This is a genomic window from Stenotrophomonas maltophilia group sp. RY12688, from assembly GCF_052149045.1.
Lineage (GTDB): Bacteria > Pseudomonadota > Gammaproteobacteria > Xanthomonadales > Xanthomonadaceae > Stenotrophomonas > Stenotrophomonas sepilia.
The window spans coordinates 920,400-944,500 of record NZ_CP197389.1 but is presented as its reverse complement, the minus strand read 5'-3'; the positions used below and the strand labels follow the sequence as shown (position 1 = coordinate 944,500).

Here is a 24,101-nt window from a genome sequence, read left to right as displayed (position 1 = left end):
CGGCCCCGGAGGGCCGTAACGACAAGACTTCACATTGTCGTAACTTGCACTATCAATAGCGCAGCAGGGCCGAACCCCACGTGAAGCCACCGCCGAAGGCTTCCAGCAGCAGCAGCTGGCCGCGCTCGACCCTGCCCGACCGCACGGCGGCATCGAGCGCCAGCGGCACTGAACCGGACGAGGTGTTGCCGTGCTTGTCGACGGTCACCACGACCTGGTCCATCGACATGTCCAGGCGCTTGGCGGTGGCTTCGATGATGCGCAGGTTGGCCTGGTGCGGAATCAGCCAATCCAGGTCGGACTTGTCCAGGCCGTTGGCGGCCAGGGTCTCGTCCACGACCGAGTCCAGCGCCTTGACGGCGTACTTGAACACGTCGTTGCCCTTCATGTTGATGGTGCCACCACCGTTGGCGCCGTCCTTGAAACCGCTCGAGACGCCAACCGGGTTCCACAGCAGTTCCTTCTTGCTGCCATCGGCATGCAGGTGGGTGCTGAGGATGCCGGTTTCTTCGTCGGCCTTGAGCACGACGGCGCCGGCGCCATCACCGAACAGCACGCAGGTGGTGCGATCGTTCCAGTCGACCATGCGGGTCAACGTTTCGGTGCCGATCACCAGCACGTGCTTGCAGTCGCCGGAGCGGATGAACTTGTCGGCCACGCCCAGCGCGAACACGAAGCCGGAACAGGCTGCGTTGACGTCGAAGGCGGGGCACCCGGCCACACCGAGCTTGGCCTGGATCAGGCACGCGGTGGACGGGAAAATAAGGTCAGGGGTGGTCGTACCGACCACGATCATGTCGAGCTGCGAGGCATCGATGCCTGCGGCTTCAAGCGCGCGCAGGGCGGCGTTGTAGCCAAGGTCGCTGGTGGTTTCGCCTTCGGCCGCGATGTGCCGTTCACGAATTCCGGTGCGCGACTGGATCCACTCATCCGAGGTTTCGACCATTTTCTCCAGGTCGGCGTTGGTCAGGACTTTCTCCGGCAAATAGCTACCGGTGCCCGCGATCCTCGAATAGATCCGCTTGCTCATCATGTTTCCTGTTGCGCGGGCCGCCGATCACCGGCACGCCCGGGAAAGAAGGCAAAGGCCGCTGCCCGGAGGCAGCGGCCTTCCCGGCACATCAATCTTCTTCGACGGCCGAGGTCTTGGTCTGGATGACCTTCTTGCCGCGGTAGAAACCATCGGCAGTGATGTGGTGACGCAGATGCACTTCGCCGGTGGTCGGGTCGGTCGACAGCTGCTTGGCGCTCAGGGCGTCATGCGAACGGCGCTGGCCGCGGCGGGACGGGGTAACACGGGATTTCTGGACAGCCATGGGATTGCTCCAAACTCGGTTCGTTTTGCTTCGTCGTTTCGTCGCACAGGACGCCAGCGCCCAGCACACTTTTCGCTTTCGCCGCAGCCGCCGACGACAACCGGCTGCTATTGTTTCTTCAATGCCGCCAACGCCGCAAACGGGTTGGCCTTCTTTGTTTCTTCTTCGCTCGGTGCCCAGTCCTGATCGACTGCCTCACCGTCGGGCGACAGCGGCACCACAGGCACCGCCAGCACCAACTCGTCCTCGACCAGGTCCAGCGGACGCAGCTGGCCGTCTTCCGGCACCAGCAACGCCTCGTATTCCTCCGGCAGGGACGATTCCTCGTCCTCGTCGCGGATCAGGCCAAGCCTCTGGGTCACCTTCACCGGCAACAGGAATCGCTGCATGCTGCGCTGACAGGTCAGCGGCAACGCGGTGTCGATGGTCAGTTCCACATAGGATACCCGCAAGACGTCGTCGCGACCGAATTCAAGCGAGTAGACACACTCGCCGTCGGTATCTGCGACCAACCCCTGCAGGCGGGTCAATTCAGCCAGGGAGACCTGACCGTCGAAGCGCCTTCGCGCTACAACCATCCGCCAGGCATCCAGCGTTTCGGGCACGTTCGCGGACATAAGCCGCTGAATACTAAGGATCGCACCGCCTGCTGTCAAATGCCCGCCATACAGGACTTGCTGCTGGCGTTGCCGGCGGGCCAGACTGCCGCACCCTGCCCCGGTATTCTCGCATGTCACTGGTCCTGGCCTCCACCTCCCGCTACCGTCGCGAACTGCTGCAACGGCTGGGCCTGCCCTTCGACTGCGCACGCCCGGAGGTGGATGAAACGCCGTTGAACGGCGAGGGGCCGCTGGCCTTGGCCACGCGCCTGGCCGCCGCCAAGGCGGCCAATGTCGCCGCGCGCCATCCGGGTGCCTGGGTGATCGGCTCGGACCAGGTGGCCGACCTGAACGGCCAGCCGCTGGGCAAGCCTGGCACGGTCGAGGCGGCCTGTGCGCAGCTGGTGGCGATGTCCGGGCAGACGGTACGCTTTCACACGGCAATCAGTCTCAGACGGGATGGAGAATCCCTCGCCGCCCTGGATCTGACCGAAGTGCACTTCCGCGCGCTGGACTCGCAGGAGATCGCCCGCTACGTCGCCACCGAGCAGCCACTGGACTGCGCCGGCAGCTTCAAGTGCGAGGGCCTGGGCATCAGCCTGTTCGAGGCGATCGACAACCGCGACCCGACCGCGCTGGTCGGCCTGCCACTGATCGCGCTGTGCGGCCTGCTGCGCAGGGCCGGATTCGCGGTGCCGTGAACGGTAGAGCCGAGCCCATGCCCGGCTGCTTTTTTCGAGGATGCCTGCCATCTGAATCGGAAGCAGCCGGGCATCGGCTCGGCTCTACAGGACCAGAGGACCTCAACGAACCTCGAACGGTTGCTCCTGCCACGCCTCCACGCTGCCATCGCGCCCGTGCAGGCGCAGGCCGAGCCAGTGCCGGCCCGGCGCCAGCGTGGTGGTGTCCAGCGACGCGTCGAAGCCCACCGCCGGATGCTGCGGATCGGTACTGTCCGGCCAGGCGGGGCGAATGTCGAACACGCGCCCGTAACGCGCGTCTCCGATCGAGCGGCCATCAACCAGCACTTCAACCCGCGCCAGCCCGACCCCATCCTTGAATGCCCAGCCCTTGATGGCGAGCGTTCCGGAGACCTTTTCACCGTTGGACGGCGCATCCAGCCAAGCCATTGAGGGCGTTACGCAGGCCCCCTGTGCACGCTTGGCCGGCAGCCGGAACAGCAGGAACCGCTGGAAGCCATGATCGCTGCTGACCACGCGTGGCGCCGGCAACGGCCCCACCTGCTCGCAGATGGTGTGATAGCGCGCCAGCAGGTCGCGGTAGCGCTGGTCACTGGGTGACAGCACCAGCAGCATCGGCACACTGCGCGGGCCTTCGTGCAGCAGGTCCCACTGCGCCAGCTGTGCGGTGCGCCCATGCTTGTCGTTGAGCGGATGTGGCAACACCTCGATATCGCCATTGCCCAGCTGGAAGCCCAGTTCGGCACCGACCTTGAAGTTGCCCGCCAGGACACGCGTACCCGGTGGCATCTGCCGCAGTTCGTCACGCACCGCCACGGCCAGTGGCTGCCAGCCGGCAAAGTTGCGCGGGTAGTACTTGCTGCCGGCCATCTGCTCGCGCAGTGCCGGCGTGGACGCCATCAGGTAGTAGCCGAACGCCAGCACGGTACCTGCAGCAGCCAGCCACCAGCCGGTACGGCGCAACCAGCGCGGCCAACCGTTGAGGACCACCGGCACGGCCACCAGCAACGCCAGGTAGCCTGGCAACGGCCAGTGGAAACTGATCCGTTCGACATCGGTGAAGAAGCCCAGCAGGAAGATGCCCAGCGTCGACACCCCGCCCACCAGGCCGAAATAGCGCCACTGCACCCGCGCCCCACCGCCACTGCGGGTACCCGCCAGGGCGACCTTCCACATCGCGATGCACAGGATCGGCGTCACCAGCATCGGCTGGATCACCAGGAACCACAGCCCCTCCCACTCGAACGTCCACGGGTGGCGCTCGACCACCTGGAACTTCAGGCCGGCGTCGTGGTTGTCGGCATTCCACGCCAGCAACGGCAGCCAGGCCAGCACGCCCACCGCCAGCGCCACCCATACGCGCGGGTCGGCCAGCATGCGACGGCCCTGCGGCAACGCCAGCAACGCAATGAAGCCGACACCGATGACACCAATGAAACGGTAGTGGCTGAGCGCACCGATCAGCAGGCCCAGCGCCAGCTTCATCGCCGAGGACGCGTCCACGCTGTGCAGCAGGCGTGCACCTGCGTGCAGGCAGATCACCGCCGCCAGCGCCATCGGTACGTCCGGCACGGCCAGCAGGCCCAGCGTGGCCGACAACGGCATCAGCAGCGTCAGGCTGCCCGCCTGCCAACCGGCCACGTTGCCGAACCAGCGCGTAGCGATGCGCACCACCAGCAACGGCAGCAGCGCACCGATGGCCAGGAACGGCAGGCGCAGTGCGAGTACGTGATGGCCACCGATCTCCACGCCCAGGCGTGCAAGCCAGGCGGTCAGCCCCGGCAGGTCGGAATAGGCAGCGGCCAGGTGCTGGCCTTCCTGCCAATAGAACGCCTCATCGACGAACAGCGGCAGGCGCGCAGCCACCACCAGCTTGGCCGCTGTGATCAGCGTCCATAACCAGAGAAATATTGTCCGCGCGCGCTGTTCGCCTTGCATTGCTCTATGGATAATCGAGTGGATTCCAGACCTGAGACGATCATGCCAGCCTCGTCCCCCAATCCCAGCATGCTAACCGATCAACTGCGCCAGGCCCTGCGGGAGGCACAGGATCAGGTGAACGCACTGGTGCTGGGCAAGGTGCCGGAAGTCAGGCTGGCCTTTGTCGCCCTGCTTTCTGGCGGCCACCTGCTCATCGAGGATCTGCCCGGGCTGGGCAAGACCACGTTGGCGCATGCATTGGCCAGCAGCCTCGGCCTCAGCTTCCAGCGCGTGCAGTTCACCTCTGACCTGCTGCCGGCCGATGTACTTGGCGTTTCGGTGTACGAGGCCGGCAGCCGCCAGTTCCAGTTCCATCCCGGCCCGGTGTTCACCCACGTGCTGCTGGCCGATGAGATCAATCGTGCACCGCCGCGGACACAGAGTGCGCTGCTGGAAGCGATGGCCGAGCAACAGGTCACACTTGATGGACAGACACATCCATTGCCCGACCCGTTCTTCGTGATCGCCACGCAGAACCCGGTCGACCTGTCCGGTACCTTCCCGTTGCCGGATTCGCAGCTGGATCGTTTCCTGCTGCGCCTGGCGATGGGCTACCCCAGCGCGCAGGCCGAGCGCGAGCTGCTGCGCGGCACTGATCGCCGCGACCTGATCGCACGCGCGCTGCCAAAGCTGGACGACACCCAGGTGCGTGCATTGCGTGAAGCGGTTGACCAGGTGCATGCCAGCGACGCGTTGATCGACTATGTGCAGGCGCTGCTGACCCGCAGCCGACACCATGCCGGCGTGCGCGTAGGCCTGTCACCGCGCGCGGGACTGGCCCTGCTGCGTGCCGCCAGGGCACATGCGCTGCTGCTCGGCCGCGGGCATGTGGTGCCCGAAGACGTGCAGACCCTGTTCGTGGCGGTGGCCAGCCATCGCCTGGTGGCCGAAGCCGAATCCAGCTCGGGGCCGGCGCTGGCGCGGGCGATCCTGCAGACCGTCGCGGTGGACTGAAGGTGGCCACACGCTGGGCACGCATGCAGCTGCTGGCACGCCCCCGCAGGCCCGAAGCCCTGCCGCAGCGACTGGACCGCCATCGCATCTATGTACTACCAACCCGCTTCGGCCTGTTCGTCGCCACCCTGCTGTCGGCGATGCTGCTGGGCGCATTGAACTACAACAACAACCCGGCCCTGCTGCTTGCGCTGCTGCTGGCCGCGGCAGCGATCGCCAGCGCCATCGCCGCGCACCTGCAGCTGTCCGGCATACAGATCGATGCAATCTCCGCCGAACCGGTACCGGCCGGGCATCCCCTGCGCCTGCGCGTGGACCTTTCGTTGCGTGACCCGCGCGCGCGCCACGGGCTGCACCTGCAGCTGGGCGCAAGCGAGGCCTGGGTTGCACTGCCTGCACACGGTCGCGGCGAAGTGGAGCTGGATGTTCCCAGCGAGCGGCGCGGCTGGCTGGAACTGCCCCGCATCCGCCTGTCGAGCACGCAGCCGCTGGGACTGGTGCGGGCATGGTCGTGGGTGTGGCCGGAGCAGCCGCTGCTGGTCTATCCACTTGCCGAGGCACTGGCACCGCCGCTTCCGGAACGTGGCAACGACCCACTGCACACCCGCGCCCATGCCAGTGGCGATGAGCTGCACCAGTTGCGCCCCTATCGTGCCGGCGATGCCCCGCGCAGCATTGCCTGGAAACACTCGGCGCGCCGCGACAGCCTGCTGGTACGCGAATACGAGAAGCCGATCGGCATCGAAGTGGTGCTGGACTGGCGCACGCTGGCGGCGCTGGGCCATGAAGCGCGCATCGCGCGGCTGGCACGCTGGGTCGACATGGCCGAGCGCGAAGGCCGTCGCTATACGCTGCTGCTTCCGGCCCATCCGCCGTTGGGGCCCGGCCAGGGCGCCAGCCACCACCACCTGTGCCTGCGCGCACTGGCATTGATGCCCCATGACTGAGCCTGCCGTCCTGCTCGACCGCAACGCCCGCAGCTGGACCCTGGCCAGCGCAGCGCTGGCGCTGCTGCCACTGCTGCTGCAGCTGCCACCGTTGCTGGCCAGCGTGATCGCGATCACTGCGGTGCTGACCGCTGCGCTTTCGTGGCGGCGGGTGCTGCCGATGCCGGTTCGCCTGGTGCTGGTGCTGGCCATGCTTGCCACCATCGTCTGGCAGATGGGCATGGTGCGGCCGGGCCGCGATACCGGCTGCGCATTGCTGGCGGCGATGCTGGCGATCAAGTCCAGCGAACTGCGCAACCTGCGCGATGCGCGCAGCCTGCTGGGCTTCGCGTTGTTCTCGCCGTTCGCCGCCTTCCTGCTCGACCAGGGGCCGTTGACCACCGGGCTGGCAGCGCTGGCCGCAGTTGCCGCACTGCTGGCCCTGCAACGGCTGGCCCTGGACGAGGGCCACAGCCCTCGACTGCCGCTGCGCGGACAACTGCGTGGTGTCGGCCGCCTGCTGGGGATCGGCCTGCCACTCGCGCTGGCCTGCTTCTGGCTGTTCCCGCGCTTGTCCACGCCGCTGTGGGGCGTACCCGAGCGAGCGGTGGGCACACCGGGCCTGGCTGACAGCATGGCGCCGGACCAGTGGCTGGACCTGATGGCCGACGACACCCCGGCGTTGCGCGTGCAGTTTTTCGGCGCGGTGCCCGAGCCTGCGCAGCGCTATTGGCGCGGCCCGGTGCTGACGTCGTTCGACGGCCACCGCTGGAGCCGCGATCGCGCGACGGCCGGACGCCCCGCACCGGTGGTCGAAACCGCCGCACAGGGTTGGGACTACCAGATCGACTACGAGCCCACCGACCGTCGCCTGCTGGTGGCACTGGACCTGCCCAGCCGCGCACCGGAGGGCAGCAGCTTCGATGCCGACATGAGCCTGCGCAGCGACCGCACGCTGTCCGCGCTCAGCCGCTGGCGGTTGCATTCGGCGCCGCCGCAACGGTTCGACACCGATCTGTCGCCCTACCTGCGCCGCGCGGCGCTGCAGCTTCCGCCCGGCTTCAATCCGCGCACCGCCCAGCTCGCGCGGCAATGGCGGCAGGAGGCAGGCAGCGATGACGAGGCCATCGTCCGCCGTGCGCTGCAATGGATCACCCGCGACTTCTCCTACACGCTGGATACACCGGTGGCGGGGCGCGATCCGGTCGACGATTTCCTGTTCAACTACAAGGCCGGCTTCTGCCAGCACTTCAGCTCGGCCTTCGTAGTGCTGATGCGCAACGCCGGCATTCCGGCCCGGGTGGTGACCGGCTTCGCAGGCGGTACCCGCAACCGCATCGGCGACTACTGGGTGGTGCGTCGCATGGATGCCCACGCCTGGGCCGAAGTCTGGCTGCCGCAACGCGGCTGGGTGCGGGTCGACCCGACCGCGGCCGTGGCACCGGAACGCATCCTGGACACCCTGGACGACCGCCTGCGGGCCGGCACCGATACCCCGCTGCAACAGCGCTGGCTGCAGCTGGGGCAGATGGGTGACTGGCTGCGGCGCGGCTGGAACGACCTGGTGCTGTCCTTCGATGCACGCCGCCAGCAGCAACTGCTCAAGCCGTTCGGGCTGGATGACCTCGGGCCGGCGCAGCTGGTGACCGGATTCGTGGTCGCCGCCCTGCTGGCACTGGCGTGGATGGCCTGGCTGCTGGCCCGCGGCGAGCGCGAGCGCGACCCGCTGCTGCGCGCCTGGCACCGGCTCGGGCGGCGGTATGCGCGCCTTGGCCTGGCCCGCGAACCGCACGAAACCGCACAGGACTGGGCACAGCGGGTTCACCGGCAGCGACCCGACCCGACCCTGCTCGCGCTCAGCCAGCGTTTCGCCGACGCGCGCTACGCTGGAACTTGCACCGACCTCGCTTCATTATTGCGGGACCTGCGCAGGCATCGCCCGACTTCCGGAGCCTCCCCATGAACACCAAGTTCCTCCTCACCGCTGTGGCCACGCTGGCCCTGTCGGCCTGCGCCACGGCCCCCAAGCCGCTGCAGGGACAGTTCAGCCTGGTTTCCCCGCGCGACTCGGTCGCCACCCAGCAGGTCGGTACGCCGGTCCGATGGGGCGGCCGCATCATCGAGACCAAGCCCGGCCAGGGCGAGACCTGCTTCCAGATGATCTCGCGCCCGCTCAACGCCAGTGGCCGCCCGAACACCACCTCGTCCGACGCCAGCGACGGCCGCTTCATTGCCTGCCGCGCCGGTTTCTACGACCCGGCCGTGTTTGAAGCCGGGCGTGACGTGACCTTCATCGGCAAGATCGACGGCTACCAGAACACCCGCATCGGGGACTACGACTACCGCCTGCCGAAGCTGTCGGCCGATGTGATCTACCTGTGGCCGGAACAGCGCCAGGTCGATGTGGTGCCCTACCCCTATGGCCCGTGGGGCCCGGGTCCGTGGGGCCCGTACTGGGGTGGCTACGGCCGTTGGGGCTGGTGGTGATCGCCACCCAGCCCGCATGATCGGAAAAGGCCGCCTTCGGGCGGCCTTTTTCATCCACGCATGCGTGGACAGGGCTTCAACGCCCCGGCGTACCGAAATGCCCCAGCGGCGCGCCGGCCAGCAGGTGCATGTGGATGTGGAACACGGTCTGCCCGGCGTGCTCGCGGCAGTTCATCACGATGCGGTAGCCGTCCTGCGCGAAACCCTCGCGGCGCGCGTATTCGGCAGCGGCCAGGGCCAGCTTGCCGACCAGGTGCGCCTGCGACGGCTGCAGGTCGTCCAGGGTCGGGATGATCTCGTTCTTCGGAATGAACAGTACGTGCACCGGCGCCTGCGGTGCGATGTCCTTGAAGCCCAGCACCTCGTCGTCCTCATAGACGATGGTGGCCGGGATCTCGCGACGGATGATCTTGCTGAAGAGGGTTTCGTTGCTCATGGTCGGCCTCGGCGGGAGTGTCTTCCGCATTGTAGGCCGGCCGCGCCGGGCGATGCCCGGGTGGTGCTCAATCACGGAATTCGCTGCGCGTCCCGAACGCGTGCGACAGCGTGCCGCGGTCAACGTATTCAAGCTCGCCGCCAAGCGGCAGGCCCTGTGCCAGCCGGCTGGGCTGCACCTTGCGCGCGCGCGCCAGCTGCGCAAGGTAATGCGCGGTGGCTTCGCCTTCGACGGTGGCACTGGTGGCGATGATCAGCTCCTGTACCTCACCTTCGGCCAGCCGCTGCTCCAGCTGCTCCAGGCCCAGCTCGCGCGGGCCGACGCCATCAAGCGGCGACAGCCGGCCCTGCAGCACGAAGTAGACACCGCGAAAACCCGTCGCGTTCTCGATCGCGAGACGATCGGCCGGCGATTCGACCACGCACAGCTGGCTGCGCTCGCGGCTGCTGTTGGCACAGGTCGGGCACAGCTCGGTTTCGCTGAAGTCGCGGCACTGCGCGCAGTGGCCGATACGCTCCACCGCCAAGGCCAGCGTTTCGGCCAGGCGCTGGCCGCCTTCGCGCTCGCGCTCGAGCAGGTGGTAGGCCATGCGCTGCGCCGTCTTCTGGCCTACGCCAGGCAGCACCCGCAGTGCGTCGATCAATTGTTCAAGCAGGGGTGCGGACACGGCGGCATGCTTTGATGGCGCCGAGCGAGCTCGACGGCTACAGATTCTGTGGCACCCGCTTGCACGGATGCCACGCTGGCAATCAGAACGGCAGCTTCATGCCCGGCGGCAGCTGCATGCCGGCGGTGGCCGAACCCATCTTCGACTTCGACTCGGCATCGATCTTGTTCGAGGCATCGTTGAAGGCGGCGGCGATCAGGTCTTCCAGCATCTCCGGGTCGCTGGTCAGCGACGGGTCGATGCGCACCTTGCGGCATTCCTTGGCGCCGGTCAGGGTCACGCTGACCATGCCGCCGCCGGCACTGCCGGTCACTTCGATCCTGGCGATTTCTTCCTGGGCCTTCTGCAGGTTTTCCTGCATCTTCTGGGCCTGCTGCATCAGTTGGGCGATATTGCCGCGCATAGTGTCTTACTCGTCAAAAGAACGGATGGAATCGGAAACAACCCGGGCACCGTGCTGTTGGATCAGCACCTGCACTTCCGGGTCGTCCATGAAAACGGCCTCTGCCACCTGCTGCCGCTCGCCACGCTGGCGGTCGGCACGCTGATGCAGGGTCTCGGCCGGAACGTGTTCGGTTTCCACGGTCTCGACCACGATCTTCGGCGCCTGGCCCAGGGCCTTTTCCAGCATCTCGCCCAGGGCGGCCAGCGCGCGCTCCGAGCGCAGGTATTCAAATCCGGGCGAAAGGCCCAGTTTCAAGGTCCCGTGCTGGCAGCTGATGAAGGCGGCATTGGCGGCCAGCTGGCGCGACGGGCCGCTGAGGCCGCTGTTGGCGACCAGATCCAGCCAGTCTTCGGCAGTGGCCAGCTCGCTGACACCTTCCTGCGGCGTGGCGGCATGCGCCGGGGCCGGTTCGGCCGGCGCAATGGCAATACCTTCGGCGCGGAACGAACGCTCCGGCGGCGCAGGCTCGACTGGATCCGCGCCGGGAGCCGGCGGTTCATGCCAGGGCGCGACCATGGCGGCATCCGGGCCGGCCATCTCGGCCGCCAGGGCCCCATCCCGCGCCTCGGCTTCGTCGGTGGCCCACGGCGGCAGCTCATCGCTTGCCTCTGCTGCGATGGCAAACGCCGGTGCCTCGGCCTTCACCGGCGGCGGTGACACGGGCTCTTCCACCGGAACCGGCTCGGGCTCAGGCGTCGGATCCGGCTCCGGTTGCGGTGCCGGCTCAGGTTCGGGTTCAGGTTCGCGCGGTGCAGCCGCCGGAGCGGCCACCTGCGCCGCCACGGCCGGGCTGGCCGAAGCGACGGCAGCAGCCGGCGTCGCTTCATGGTTTCCGGCATGGGCGCCACCACCGGCAGCGTTGCCACCCGGCGTGCCACCCACCGCACCGTCGACGGCCTTCGGCACCGGCGGTACCGCTGCGGCCGGGCGGAACGCCAGCATGCGCAGCACGGCCATTTCAAAGCCGGCGCGCGGGCTCGGCGCCAACGGCAGGTCGCGTCGACCATTCAGGGCCATCTGGTACCAGAGCTGCACCACTTCCGGGCGCAGGCGCTCGGCGAATGATGCGACATCCAGGCCTTCCGCCACGGCGGCACCCGGCACCAGCTGCTGCACCTGGATGCGGTGCAGGCCTTCGGCGAGCGCTTCCAGCACGCCACTCCAGTCCGGCGAGAATTCGGCCAGCGCGGCCACCACCTGCAGCAGGCGCGGGCCATCACCCTCGGCCAGCGCATCCAGCATCGCTGCCACCTGGGTGCGGTCCACGGTACCCAGCATGGTGCGCACCACGTCCTCGCGCAGCGCGCCGCCGGCATAGGCGATCGCCTGGTCCAGCAGTGACAGGCCGTCACGCAGGCTGCCATCGGCGGCCTTGACCAGCTGCACGATGGCGCTGCCGTCGGCCTCGATCTCTTCCGCCGCCAGGATGCGGGTCATCTGGCCCTGGATCTGGTCTTCGTCCAGGCGCTTGAGATTGAACTGCAGGCAGCGGCTGAGCACGGTGACCGGCAGCTTCTGCGGGTCGGTGGTGGCCAGCAGGAACTTCACGTGCTCCGGCGGCTCTTCCAGCGTCTTCAGCAGTGCGTTGAACGCCGCCTTGGACAGCATGTGCACTTCGTCGATCAGGTAGACCTTGTACTTGCCGCGCGAGGGCATGTACTGCGCGTTCTCGATCACCTCGCGCACGTCGTCCACGCCGGTGTTGGACGCGGCGTCGATTTCCAGCAGGTCGATGTAGCGACCGGCGTCGATGTCCAGGCAGGCGGCACACTGGCCGCACGGGTCGGCGCTGGTGCCCTGCTCGCAGTTCAGCGACTTGGCGAAGATGCGCGCGATGGTGGTCTTGCCCACGCCACGGGTACCGGTGAACAGGAACGCGTGGTGGACCCGGCCGCTGTCCAGCGCATTGCTGAGCGCACGGACCACATGCTCCTGGCCCACCAGCTCGGCAAAACGCTTCGGACGCCACTTGCGGGCAAGGACGAGATAGGACATCAGGCCACCGTTTTCCATCGGATGTTCCATTGTGCCATGCCTGTCCAGCCCCCTCGCCAACAATGCCCGTGGATGCGCCTCTGATCAGATGTGCTTGTGTCCGGCCGCGCCGCCCGCTAGAATCTGCGCCCCTGCTGAGGCGTTTGCCGATGGCAGGGATCCGGAGAGGTGTCCGAGTGGTTGAAGGAGCACGCCTGGAAAGTGTGTAAGCGTCTAAACCGCGCTTCGGGGGTTCGAATCCCCCTCTCTCCGCCAGACAAACGCAAAGGGCCGCCCACAGGGTGGCCCTTTGCGTTTGTCTGGCGGATGGGATGGGTGGTGAGAAGCCCCGCCGGGGTTCGACGGTTCTGCAGGAGCAGAACCGGACAGCCGCAGGCTGGTCCCGGGGCGCAACGCGCATCGGGATCGGGTGCAGGGATGCACCCGACAATCCCCCTCTCTCCGCCAGATAAATGAAGAAGCCGCCCAGTGGGCGGCTTTTTTGTTTGGCTGGCGGGAATCGTCGCAGGTACTACCGGACTGAACAGGGCCTGCCGTCGTGGCCGGTCCAACGGCCCGCCCGCCGACGGCGCGCGATCCGCCGCAGGTCATCTGCGCCGGAGCAGTCCCCGCACGCAGGCGCCGACGAACGCCAGCCCCAGCAGCACCCACACGACCGCCATTCCCCACAGCGCACCGAACGTGTCCAGGACCGGATCCAGCCGCGGTTGCGCCGGGTCGTACAGCACGCGTACCGGCTGCCCAGTCTCATAGCCGAAGATCATGCCGCCCTGCGGATACGAGACGCGTTGGCCGGTCGCGGTGGTGAACGCGACCTGCGGATGCGATCCGCCGGCGTTCAGGCCCTCGACCTGGCCATCAACGGCCTGCGCGACCGCCAGGAACTCAAGACGATGTGTCACCTCGAAGGCGGCCACAGCAAGGATCAACAGACCCACCACGCCAAACAGCAGACCGCGCATGAGCTGGGCAGTCCGGAAAAAAGAAGGGTCGGGCATCGCTGGGCAGCTCCGTTGCAGGCGGGAAGACGAATGCGGCCGGCGGATCCTGCCGCGCGGTCAGTCCCACGTGTGGAAAGCATAGCCCAGAAGCCACTGCGCCCCACTGCACGCCATCGCCACCGGATGCGCCTCGCCATTGCCCGCCACCGACGCACCCGCCTGGTACAGGCGCCTGCATTTCGCACGCTCATTCGAGTGGGGAGACGTCACCTGTAAAGGGATTGGCATCGCTCCATGTACACTTGAACGTTTCGCCCCCTCCCAACGTCTGGACGGTTGAAATGCAGCCGGGCAACTCCATGGCATTTCCCATGAATCTCCGCCTCTACCGCCCCGCCGATGCCAGCGCCTGCCTGTCGATTTTCGACAGCAACGTACCCACCTACTTCGCGCCCGAAGAGCGCAGCGACTTTGAATGCTTCCTGCGCGAACAGGCCACGGACTGTGCATTCCAGGTGATCGAGCGCGATGGAAACGTCGTCGCCTGTGGCGGCCTCTCGCGCCGTAGCGACGGCAGCGCCGGCTTCTGCTGGGGCATGGTGCAGCGCGCGCTGCACCGCCAGGGACTGGGCCGCGAACTGGCACTCGCGCGCCTGCACCAGGCTGAAAGCGATCCGTCGATCGACCGCATCGCGCTCAGCACCAGCCAGCACACCCAGGGCTTCTATGCCGGCCTGGGTTTCCAGGTGACGCGCATCGTGCCCGATGGGCATGGCGCCGGGATCGACGCCGTTGAGATGGAGCGGGAGCTCTAGCGCTCCCGCCCCGGTGCCATCCACGAAGGGCGTGGATCTACCGCAGGCATCCCCTGCTCAGAACCCGACGCGCAGGTTGATCTGCCCACCCACATCGCGGCGGCCATCGCCATGCTGGCCCTGTACGAACATCGACAGCTGGCTGTTGCGGCCGAGGCCGACCGCCACGCCCACCTGGCTGACCAGGGCATTGCGTGCCATCACCGCACTGTAGACATCGAAGGCATCGCCACCGACCGCAAAGCGGTTGCGGCTGGCCACATCGGTATCCCCCGACGCATGCTGCCAACCCAGGCCGACCGTCAGCTGCGCCGGGAAGCGCTCGCCGCTGCCCACGTCCCAGCGCCCACGCACGCCCACGGTGCTGACATTGAGCGTGTCCTTGCCGCCTTCCAGCACCAGTGCCGCGCTGCCGCCCTGCTCCACCGCACGATCGCTGTCGACCCAGTGCTTGGTGAACTGCACATAGGGCTGCAGCTGGGTCCTGCCATGGGTCCATGTCCAGCTGCCTTCCACCTGGGCGATGGTCACATCGGAATCCTGGCGGCTGTACAGGGTCTGGCCCAACAACGGCACTTCACGCGTGGCGCGCGTGCGGTAGTCACCGCGCGACACGCTGCCACCAACCGCAAAGCCGTTGTTCCACTGTCCCTGTGCATACAGGCCGAACGTGTTGCCACGCAGGCGGGCCCGCGAGCTGCGATCATACAGCCGCGTATCCAGCCGTTCGTTGCCGGCCGCTGCACCCAGCACCACATGCTCGCCCAGCTGCCAGTCGACACCGGCCATCAGCGCATTGCGATTGGCGCGGATCTCATCGCCATTGCCGTCGCCATCCTGCCTGAACACCTTGCCACTGCCGGCCAGCCAGGCCGAAGCGCGCTCGCCACGCACGGTCGGCAACTCGCTGCCGAGTCGCTGGCGGATGCCTTCTTCCAGGTAGTTGTCGTACAGCAGCACCGCGCGGCTGGCCGCGTGCACTTCACCGGAGAGCTGTTCGAATGCGCTGCGCGCAGTGCCGGCGTCATACATCAGCACCGTGTTGTACAGGCCCAGGGCCGCGCCACTCTGCGGCAGGCTGTCCAGCGCCGCGGCGGTGTTGTACTGGTTGCGCGTGTTGGCCACGGTGGTGAACGCTGCGGTCTGTGCCACGTCGATCTGCAGGTTGGCCGTGTTGGCGGTGTAGACCGGGGTGATGGTCAGGAAGGCCGACGGCGAGGTTGCCGAGGCGAACTGCCCACTCACGCCACCGCCCGCATTGACCACCGTGTACTGCTGGCCCTGCTGGTAGCTGGTGCTCGGCGAAATGGTATTCACCCGCACGGTGCTGCCGCCCACATTCGCGCTGCCGCCCACCTGCACCGTGTCGCTGCCGGTGGCGCCCAGGTCGATGCCCAGCGTGCTGCCCGGTGACAGGTTCAGATTGCCGCCCACCGTGATCGTGCCGGTGCCATTGCCTGCACCACTGCCATTGCCCGCGCCATTGCCCGGCGACAGCACGCCGCCGCTGGACACCGTCACGCCACCGCCGGTACCCCCGATGGTGCCGGTGCCGGACAGGGTCGTACCACTGCCGATGGTCCACTGGCCGCCGATCGTGCCGGTGACATTCAAACCGCCGCCGGTGACCTGGCCGGTGCCGCTGAAGCCACCACTGTTGCCGCCCAGATTCAGCGTGCCCGGGCCGGCCTGCACGATGCTGCCGCCGCCGGTGATGTTGCCGCCAAGCGTGGTGGTGCCACCGGTGTTGATGACCAGGCCGCCGTTGTTGGTGATGTTGCCGGTGATCGAGCCACTGGCCCCACCATTGCCGACCTGCACGGTGCCGCCGGCATTGATGGTGGTGCCGCCGGTATAGGTGTTGTTGCCGGTCAGGGTCACGGTGCCGGTACCGGCCTGGGTCAGGCCGCCACTGCCGCTGATGGTGCCGCCCACCGTGGTGTTGCCGCCGACGTTGAACACCAGGCTGCCGTTGTTGCTGACATTACCGGTGATCGCACCACTGGCGCCCCCATTGCCGACCTGCAGCGTGCCGCCGGTGTTGATGGCGGTGCCGCCGGTATAGGTGTTGTTGCCGGCCAGGATCACGGTACCGGTGCCGGCCTGGGTCAGGCCACCGCTACCGCTGATGGCGCCGCCGACGGTGGTGGTACCGCCCACGTTGAACACCAGGCTGCCGTTGTTGACGACGCTGCCGCCGATGGCGCCGGTCGCACCGCCATTGCCTACCTGCAGCGTGCCACCGGTGTTGATGGTGGTCGGGCCGGTATAGGTGTTGTTGCCGGTCAGGGTCAGCGTGCCGCTGCCGGCCTGGGTGAGGCCGCCACTGCCGCTGATGGTGCCGCCCAGCGTGGTATTGCCCGCCACGCTGGACACCAGCGTGCCGTCGTTGGTGACATCACCGACGATTGAGCCCGTTGCCCCGCCATTGCCCAGCTGCAGCGTACTGCCGGCGTTGATGGTCGTGCCGCCGGTATAGGTGTTGGTCCCGGTCAGCAGCAGCGTACCGCTGCCCGCCTGGGTCAGGCCGCCGCTGCCACTGATGGTGCCGCCCAGCGCGGTGTTGCCGGCCACGTTGGAAATCAACGCGCCATTGTTGGTGATGTCGCCAGCGATGGCGCCGGTCGCGCCGCCGTTGCCCACCTGCAGCGTGCCGCCGGTATTGATGGTGGTCCCGCCGGTGTAGGTATTGTTGCCCACCAGGGTCAGCACACCGCTACCGGCCTGGGTCAGGCCACCACTGCCGCTGATCGCACCGCCGACCGTGGTGTTGCCCGCAACGTCGAACACCAGGCTGCCGTTGTTGGCAACGTTGCCGGTGATCGCGCCGGTCGCACCGCCATTGCCCACCTGCAACGTGCCACCGGCATTGATGGTGGTGCCGCCGGTATAGGTGTTGTTGCCGGTCAGGGTCAGCGTGCCGCTGCCGGCCTGGGTCAGGCCGCCACTGCCGCTGATGGTGCCACCGAGCGTGGTGTTGCCGGCCACGTTGGATACCAGCGCGCCGTTGTTGGTGATATCGCCGACGATCGCGCCGGCCGCACCGCCGTTGCCGATCTGCAATGTGCCACCGGCATTGATGGTGGTACCGCCGGTGTAGGTGTTGTTGCCGGTCAGCACCAGCGTGCCGCTGCCGGCCTGGGTCAGGCTGCCACTGCCGCCGACTACACCGCCCACGGTTGCCGTGGTGCCGAGGTTGTAGACCAGGCTGCCGTTGTTGGTGATGTCGCCCAGCACCGAACCGGTGCTGCCGCCGTTGCCGATCTGCAGCGTACTGCCACCGTTGATGGTGGTGCCTCCGGTATAGGTGTTGTCGCCGCTCAGGGTCAGCGTGCCGGTACCGCTCTGCACCAGGCCGCCGGTGCCACTGAGCACGCCGGCGAACGTGGTGCTGGCGTTGTTGCCGCCGGTAGTCAGGGTTGCACCGCCCAGCACCACGCTGGAACCGGTCACGCCAGCGAGGCCTCCGATGCTCTGGCTGCCACCGGCACTGATATCCAGCGTACCGGCACCGGCCAGGTTGACCGTGCTGGCACCGGACAGGCTGCCACCGGCCGCCACCGCCAGCGTGCCACTGTTGATGGTGGTGGCACCGGTATAGGTACTCGCACCGCCGAGGGTGACCGTCGCCGCGCCATCCTTCAGCAGGCCGCCAGCGCCGCTGATCGGGCCGTTCAAGGTCAGTGCGTTGCTGCCGCCCAGAGTCAGCGTGCCGCTGGCCAGCTGCACGGTGTTGGCCAGCGTCAGCACGCTGGTGCCATCCAGGCTGGCGTTGCCGCCTACGGTCAGCGCACCGGTTCCCAGCGAACCGTCGTTGCCCAGTAGCAGGCCACCGGCATTGAGGGTCACGCCGCCCGTGAAGACGTTGACGCCAGTCAAGCCCTGGATGCCTGCGCCGTTCTTTACCAGCCCCCCTGCACCTCCGATGGTGCCGGCGAAAGTGGTATTGCCCACGCCATTGAGGGTCAGCGTGCTGCCACCCAACGCCACTGAAGAGCCTGCCACGCCTGCCAGCGAACCGATCGCCTGCGCGCCCCCCGCACTGATGTCGAAGGTGGTACCGGCGTTGGCCAGGTTCACCGCACCCGTCGCAGCGAGGCTGCCACCGGCGCCGATCGCCAGCGTGCCGGCATTGATGGTGGTGCCACCGGTGAAGGTGTTGGTGCCGGTCAACGTCTGGGTACCGGAGCCTTCCTTGATCAGCCCACCGGAGCCGGCCACCGAGCCACTGAACGTGCCATTGGTGGCGTCTCCGATCGTCAGCGTGTTGGCGCCCAGATTCACCGTGCCGTTGCCGATCAGGGTGCCGAACTGCTGCGTGCCGCTGCCTGCCGACAGATCGAAGGTCGCCCCCGAGGCCAGGTTGACGATGCCACTGGCGTGCAGGCTCGCGCCCGCACCCAGTGCCAGCGTACCAGCGTTGATGTTGGTGCCGCCGGTGTAGGTGTTGGTGCCGTTCAAGGTCAGCGTCGCGGCACCCTCCTTGGTCAGGCTGCCGGTACCACTCAGGTTGCCGTTGAGGGTGAGGTTGTTGCTGCCCAGGACGGTCAACGCGTTGTTGAGGATGAAGTTGTTGCCGAGGATGACCGCAGTGTTCGAATCGAGCGTCGCAGCGCCTCCGACCGTCACCGTACCGGTGCCCAGCGCAGCATTGTTGCCGACCACCAGGCCACCGGCGTTGAGCGCCACGCCACCGCTGAAGGTGTTGGCACCATTGAGCGTCTGCACGCCCGCACCGTTCTTGATCAGGCCGCCACTGCCGCCGATCACACCGCTGAAGGTGCTGTCCACGGTGCCGCCCAGGGTCAGCGTGCTGCCACCCAGCGCCACCGTGCTGCCCGCCACGCCGGCCAGCGAACCGATGGCCTGGTTACCCGCGGAGATGTCGAGCGTGCCCGCACCGGCCAGGTTCACCGCGCCGGTTGCGGCGAGGCTGCCACCGGCACCGATTGCCAGTGTGCCGCTGTTGATGGTGGTCCCCCCGGTGTAGGTGTTGGCACCGCTCAGGGTTACGGTGGACGCACCGTCCTTGATCAGCCCGCCCGTGCCGGAAATCACGCCCCCCAGTGTCAGCGCCTGGCTGCCGAGCAGATCGAGGCTGGCACCCGCTGCCAGCCCGATGTTGTTGGCAAGGCTGACGCCGGTCGTTGCATCCAGCGTCGCGTTGCTTCCGACCGTCAACGCACCGCTGCCGAGCGCAGCGTTGTTGCCGACCACCAGGCCACCGCCGTTCAGTGCAACGCCACCACTGAACAGATTGGCGCCACCCAGCGTGAGGATGCCGGCGCCATTCTTGACCAGGCCACCGGTGCCGGAAATCGCGCCATCGAAGAGGCTGTTGCCCACGCCACCGAGTGTCAGCGTCTGTGCCCCCAGGCTCACCGTCGAGCCGGCCACGCCGTTCAACGACCCGATGGTCTGGCCGGCCCCTGCGGTGGAGATATCGAAGCCGGTGCCTGCAGCGCTCAGCGTCACCGCGCCGGTCGCGGCCAGGCTGCCGCCCGGACCAATCGCCAGCGTGCCGGCATTGATGAAGGTGCCGCCGGTGTAGGTGTTCGCACCGGTGAGCGTCTCGATGCCCGCACCGACCTTGGTCAGGGCACCCGTGCCTGCGATCGAGCCACTGAAGGTGCCATTGGTGGCGCCACCGACCTCGATCGAATTGGCGCCGAGGTTCACCGTACCATTGCCGACCAGGGTGCCGAACTGCTGCGTGCCGCTGCCGGCAGACAGGTCCAGCGTGGCACCGGTGGCGAGGTTCACGGTACCGCTCGCCGCCAGGCTGGCACCGGCGCCCAGCGCCAGCGTGCCGGCGTTGATGGTGGTGCCACCGGTGTAGAGGTTGGCGCCGGACAGGGTGAGGCGGGCCGCGCCGTCCTTGATCAGCCCACCGGCACCGAATACCGGACCGGTGAGCGTCAGGTCATTGCCGCCCAGCACGGACAGATTCGCACCGGCGGCCAGGCCGATGAGGTTGCCTACGGTGAGTGCAGACGTTGCATCCAGCGACGCGTTACCGCCCACGTCCAGCTGGCCGGTACCCAGGGCCTGCGCATTGCCCAGCTGCAGCAGGCCCGCGTTGAGGCCGACCCCCCCGCTGAAGGTGTTGGGTCCATTCAACGCCAGCGTGGCCGTACCATTCTTGACCAGGCTGCCAGTGCCACTGATGAGACCGCCCAGTGACACGTCCTGGCTGCCCAGCAGATCCAGCGCCGCGCCTGCCCCGAGGTTGACGTTGTTGGCGAGGTTCAGCGCTGCTGAACTGTCCAGCGTGGCAGTGGCGCCCACCGACAGTGCACCGGTGCCCAGTGCGCCGGCGTTCCCCAGGAACACGCCGCCGCCGTTGACGGTGAGCCCACCACCGAAGCTGTTGGCGCCGTTGAGGGTCAACGTGCTGGCACCGTTCTTCACCAGCCTGCCGGTACCGGACACCACGCCACCCAGCGTGATCGCCTGCGAGCCCGGCAACGACAGCGCCGCACCCGCGCCCAGGTCAACATTGTTGGTCAGGCTCAACGGGGCGCTGCCATCGAGCGTGACGTTGCCGCCGATGCCCAGTACTCCAGTACCGAGCGCGCCGCTGTTGCCCAGCAGCAGGCTGCCGGCGTTTGCGTTCAGTCCACCGCTGAAAGTGTTGGTGCCGTTCAAGGTCAGTGTCGACGCGCCATTCTTGACCAGGCTGCCGGTGCCAGTGATGTTGCCGCCCAGGGTCAGGTCCTGGCTGCCCGGCAGGGTCAGGGCCGCGCCGAGGTTGATCGCATTGCCCAGGTTCAGCGCCGCAGTGGCGTCCAGCGAGCCGTTGCCACTGACCGTCAGCGCACCGCTTCCCAGCGCACCGGCGTTGCCCAGCACCAGGCCACCGGCCGCAAGATTCACCCCACCGCTGAAGGTATTGGCACCGGTCAGCGTCTGCACGCCGGTACCCTGCTTGATCAGCCCACCGGTGCCGCCGATCACGCCGGCGAAGGTCTGGTTGGTGGCATCACCGAAGGTGAGCGTGCTGCTGCCCAGCGCCAGGGTGCTGCCCGCCACACCGGACAATGCACCGATGGTCTGGTTGCCACCCAGCGCGATATCCAGTGCGCTGCCAGCGCCGGCCAGGCTGACCGCGCCGGTCGCCGCCAGGCTGCCACCACTGGCCAATGCCACCGTTCCGGCATTTACTGCCAGCCCACCCGTGAACGTGTTCGCGCCGCCCAACGTCAGCGTGGCAGCGCCGTTCTTGACCAGGCTGCCGCTCCCACCAATGACACCCCCCAGCGTCAGCGCATTCGAGCCCAGCACATTGAGCGAACCACCGGCGCCAAGCGTGATGCCATTGCCCACGGTGAGCGCGGCGCTGGCGTCGAGCGATACCGCACCGCCGACGTTCAGTGCCCCGGTTCCCAGTGCACCGCCGTTGCCCAGCACCAGGCTGCCCGCGTTGAGTGCCAGACCACCGTCGAACGTATTGGCGCCGTTGAGGGTCAGTGACGATGCACCATCCTTGATCAAGCCGCCAGCGCCACTGATCACCCCGTTGAAGGTGAGCGCCTGCCCGCCAAGCAGATTCAGGCTGGCACCCGATCCGAGGCTGACCGCATTGGTCAGCGCCAGCGCCGTGGTGCCGTCGAAGGTGGTGTTGCCGCCGACAGAGAGTGTACCGCTGCCCAGCGCGGCGGCATTGCCCAGCAACAAGCCACCGGCGTTGAGCGCAACACCGCCCGTGAGGCTGTTGACGCCCGACAGGGTCTGCACACCGGTGCCGACCTTGATCAGGCCGCCGGTGCCTGCGGCGAACGTGCCGCTGTAGCTGGTATTGCCCAGCCCGCCCAGGGTCAGGGTGTGGCTGCCGAGGTTGACCGAACCGCCGAGGCCGGCCAGCGAGCCGATGGTCTGGTTGGCCGCCGCCGAAAGATCCAGGCTGGTGCCAATGTCCAGCGAGATCGCACCGGTGGGCGACAGGCTGCCGCCCGCGCCCAGCGCCAACGCGCCCCCGGCCAGGTTGAAGCTGCCGCTCAGCGAATTGGCACCGTTCAAGGTCAGCGTGCCGGCACCGTTCTTGGTCACGTTGCCGGCACCGGACATCGAGCCACTCAATGTCAGCGCATTGCTGCCCAGCAGGTTCAGCGAGCCCCCGCCATTGACCACCAGGTTGTTGCCCAGGGTGAAGCCCGCCGTCGTATCCAGCGAGGCGCTGCCACCGACGGTCAGGTTGCCGCTGCCGAGTGCACCGGCATTGCCCAGCAGCAGGCCGCCGGCATTGAGGTTGACGCCACCGGAGAACAGGTTTGCGCCGCCGAGAGTAACGATGCCGGTGTTGCTGACCGTCAGCCCGCCTGCGCCTGAAAGCACGCCATTCAGGCCGAACGCATTGGTCCCGGCCAGGGACAGATTGCCGCCGAGGTTGAACGCATTGGTCAGATTCAGACCGGCCGTGGAGGAGGCGATGGCACCGCCGTTGGCCGTGAACAGCCCTGTGCCGAATGAACCGGCGTTGTTGAAATTGACCAGGCCATCATTGAGCGTCGTCGGGCCGGATCCGCCCCATGCGCCCTGCAGGTTCCAGGTACCGCTGTTGACGGTGAGCCTCTGGAAGTTGAGGTACTGGTTCCAGCCCAGTGTGGTCACCGCTCCGCCGGTGCCGGCCCCCGGACCGCTGACGACGTTCTGCAACACCAGCGTGTTGTTGGCCGCACCACTGCCGGTACCGGCGTCGACCGATCCCGCAGCCGCAACCTTCACCCCGGTAACACCGGTAATCACGCCGGCAACAGCGCTGCCGCCACCGGTCACAACGCTGGAACCCGACACTGCGGTGAAGGTGTTGCCGCCGGTTGAATCACCCAGGTGAACGCTGCCACTGACCGCCCCCGCATTGAGGAACGTATTACCGCCAGAAGCGCCCAGGCCAACACGCCCGTCGATGGTGCCGGTGTTGGTCACATTGGCTGCCGCACCACCGTAGGCCACCACCGTGGTCGCGTCGGAAACGCTGCCTGTGCCGATCAACGACGTGCTGATCAGGCCGGCGTTGTTGATGGTGGTGGTGCCGTTGACATTCTGCGCCACCAGCGCCTGTCCACCGAAGCCCAGCAGCGTTGCGATGTTGACGACACCCTTGATCTGTCCGCTGGCGTTGTTGTTGACGACGATCGCGCTGTTGTTGGCAGAACCATTGCCGATGACCAGGCCGGGCGAGGCAAGGACGATCGAGCTCGGATCGATCGTGCCATTGTTGTTGACCGTCACGTTGTCGCCGGTCAGCGTTGCTGCGTTGCCTCCACCTACGAACGGCGGCGTACGCAGCAACGCACCCGCGGCAATGTTCAGCGTGAGGCCGCTGGTCGCGTTGGAGTAGTTGTTGATGTTGGTGGTGCTGTCGCAGTTTACGGTCGTGGTGCCCGTACACGCCGCGAATGCCGATCCGCTGGCCAGTGTGGCGGCCAGTGCCGCCGCCAGCTGGTGCGCCCGCAATCGCGGCACCCGCCCTGCGCCGACCGCGCTTCCGCCGGGATTCCGGGTGACCTCCGAAGCAACCTGCATTACCCCAAGGGCGCGATTGAAAACCAGACGGTAAATGCGGTTCATCGGCAAATCTCCATGAAAAGACCGGATGGCACAGCTGGCAGGTTTTTCGAGACAATGCGGTCCACCCCTGCTCCCGATACGGGAACAAGGCCTGAAGGCATTAACTCCTGAAAATCTTCACATCTTCACGTGATCGCACCCCGGGACAGGTACGTCAGCGTGTCCACCAGGACGAAAACTCCCCGATTTCGCCCGACGAATGGCGGCACTGTGCGACCGGCCGTGCCAGCGGCATGTGAATCGCGCGCGTTATTTTCATGACGCACGTC

General features: G+C 67.3%; 16 protein-coding genes and 1 tRNA gene. 7 read left to right on the top strand and 10 right to left on the bottom strand.

Going from position 1 to position 24,101, the window contains the following annotated elements; all coding sequences use genetic code 11:
* Positions 1-52: 52 nt before the first annotated feature.
* The 3 genes from ACS0OT_RS04320 to ACS0OT_RS04310 all read right to left on the bottom strand — a co-directional run bounded on the left by ACS0OT_RS04320 (position 53) and on the right by ACS0OT_RS04310 (position 1,933).
* On the bottom strand, positions 53-1,030 hold the full coding sequence (locus tag ACS0OT_RS04320) for a beta-ketoacyl-ACP synthase III (RefSeq protein WP_014036188.1): 978 nt from the start codon (positions 1,028-1,030) through the stop codon (positions 53-55).
* Positions 1,031-1,121: 91 nt separating this feature from the next.
* On the bottom strand, positions 1,122-1,316 hold the full coding sequence (gene rpmF, locus ACS0OT_RS04315) for a 50S ribosomal protein L32 (protein ID WP_005408308.1): 195 nt from the start codon (positions 1,314-1,316) through the stop codon (positions 1,122-1,124).
* 107 nt (positions 1,317-1,423) lie between these two features.
* Entirely contained in the window at positions 1,424-1,933 is a 510-nt protein-coding gene (locus ACS0OT_RS04310) for a YceD family protein (RefSeq protein ID WP_005415504.1), read from the bottom strand.
* 113 nt (positions 1,934-2,046) lie between these two features.
* Between ACS0OT_RS04310 and ACS0OT_RS04305 the strand changes: the two genes are divergently transcribed.
* Entirely contained in the window at positions 2,047-2,616 is a 570-nt protein-coding gene (locus ACS0OT_RS04305; RefSeq protein WP_065177976.1) for a Maf family protein, read from the top strand.
* Between the two features lie 102 nt (positions 2,617-2,718).
* Here ACS0OT_RS04305 and ACS0OT_RS04300 read toward each other — a convergent pair whose 3' ends face one another.
* Complete coding sequence (locus tag ACS0OT_RS04300; protein ID WP_032953980.1) at positions 2,719-4,554, bottom strand: glycosyltransferase family 39 protein; 1,836 nt, start codon at positions 4,552-4,554, stop codon at positions 2,719-2,721.
* A 42-nt stretch (positions 4,555-4,596) separates the two neighbouring features.
* Between ACS0OT_RS04300 and ACS0OT_RS04295 the strand changes: the two genes are divergently transcribed.
* Genes ACS0OT_RS04295 through ACS0OT_RS04280 form a run of 4 tightly spaced genes read left to right on the top strand, consistent with a single transcriptional unit; the run spans position 4,597 to position 8,963 of the window.
* A complete protein-coding gene (locus ACS0OT_RS04295; RefSeq protein ID WP_442256049.1) occupies positions 4,597-5,550 on the top strand; it encodes an AAA family ATPase in 954 nt (317 codons plus the stop codon).
* 23 nt (positions 5,551-5,573) lie between these two features.
* Positions 5,574-6,497, top strand: a complete 924-nt coding sequence (locus tag ACS0OT_RS04290; RefSeq protein ID WP_053499582.1) for a DUF58 domain-containing protein — start codon at positions 5,574-5,576, stop codon at positions 6,495-6,497.
* Positions 6,490-8,439 (top strand): transglutaminase TgpA family protein, encoded by a 1,950-nt coding sequence (locus ACS0OT_RS04285; protein WP_442256048.1) that lies wholly within the window; start codon positions 6,490-6,492, stop codon positions 8,437-8,439. Before ACS0OT_RS04290 ends, ACS0OT_RS04285 begins: the two co-directional genes overlap by 8 nt.
* On the top strand, positions 8,436-8,963 hold the full coding sequence (locus ACS0OT_RS04280; protein ID WP_005415498.1) for a Slp family lipoprotein: 528 nt from the start codon (positions 8,436-8,438) through the stop codon (positions 8,961-8,963). The genes ACS0OT_RS04285 and ACS0OT_RS04280 overlap by 4 nt, the downstream gene beginning before the upstream one ends.
* Before the next feature lie 76 nt (positions 8,964-9,039).
* Here the strand turns inward: ACS0OT_RS04280 and ACS0OT_RS04275 are convergent, their stop codons facing one another.
* The 4 genes from ACS0OT_RS04275 to dnaX form a co-directional block, all read right to left on the bottom strand.
* On the bottom strand, positions 9,040-9,399 hold the full coding sequence (locus ACS0OT_RS04275; RefSeq protein WP_005415497.1) for a histidine triad nucleotide-binding protein: 360 nt from the start codon (positions 9,397-9,399) through the stop codon (positions 9,040-9,042).
* Positions 9,400-9,466: 67 nt separating this feature from the next.
* Positions 9,467-10,066 carry a recombination mediator RecR gene (recR, locus tag ACS0OT_RS04270; protein ID WP_005415496.1) on the bottom strand — a complete coding sequence of 200 codons (600 nt, stop codon included), beginning with the start codon at positions 10,064-10,066 and terminating at the stop codon, positions 9,467-9,469.
* Positions 10,067-10,148: 82 nt separating this feature from the next.
* Positions 10,149-10,469, bottom strand: a complete 321-nt coding sequence (locus ACS0OT_RS04265; protein ID WP_019659509.1) for a YbaB/EbfC family nucleoid-associated protein — start codon at positions 10,467-10,469, stop codon at positions 10,149-10,151.
* 6 nt (positions 10,470-10,475) lie between these two features.
* Positions 10,476-12,524 (bottom strand): DNA polymerase III subunit gamma/tau, encoded by a 2,049-nt coding sequence (gene dnaX, locus ACS0OT_RS04260; protein WP_442256412.1) that lies wholly within the window; start codon positions 12,522-12,524, stop codon positions 10,476-10,478.
* Positions 12,525-12,668: 144 nt separating this feature from the next.
* Here dnaX and ACS0OT_RS04255 point away from each other — a divergent pair.
* Positions 12,669-12,761 (top strand) — tRNA-Ser (locus tag ACS0OT_RS04255).
* Positions 12,762-13,093: 332 nt separating this feature from the next.
* Here the strand turns inward: ACS0OT_RS04255 and ACS0OT_RS04250 are convergent.
* Positions 13,094-13,468 (bottom strand): DUF3592 domain-containing protein, encoded by a 375-nt coding sequence (locus ACS0OT_RS04250; RefSeq protein WP_262090324.1) that lies wholly within the window; start codon positions 13,466-13,468, stop codon positions 13,094-13,096.
* A 350-nt stretch (positions 13,469-13,818) separates the two neighbouring features.
* On the opposite strand from ACS0OT_RS04250, the gene ACS0OT_RS04245 reads away from it, so the two are divergent.
* Entirely contained in the window at positions 13,819-14,262 is a 444-nt protein-coding gene (locus ACS0OT_RS04245; RefSeq protein ID WP_005415487.1) for a GNAT family N-acetyltransferase, read from the top strand.
* Positions 14,263-14,319: 57 nt separating this feature from the next.
* On the opposite strand, the gene ACS0OT_RS04240 is transcribed toward ACS0OT_RS04245, so the two are convergent.
* Positions 14,320-23,832, bottom strand: coding sequence for an autotransporter-associated beta strand repeat-containing protein (locus ACS0OT_RS04240; RefSeq protein WP_442256047.1), 9,513 nt, complete (start codon positions 23,830-23,832; stop codon positions 14,320-14,322).
* Positions 23,833-24,101: the final 269 nt, after the last annotated feature.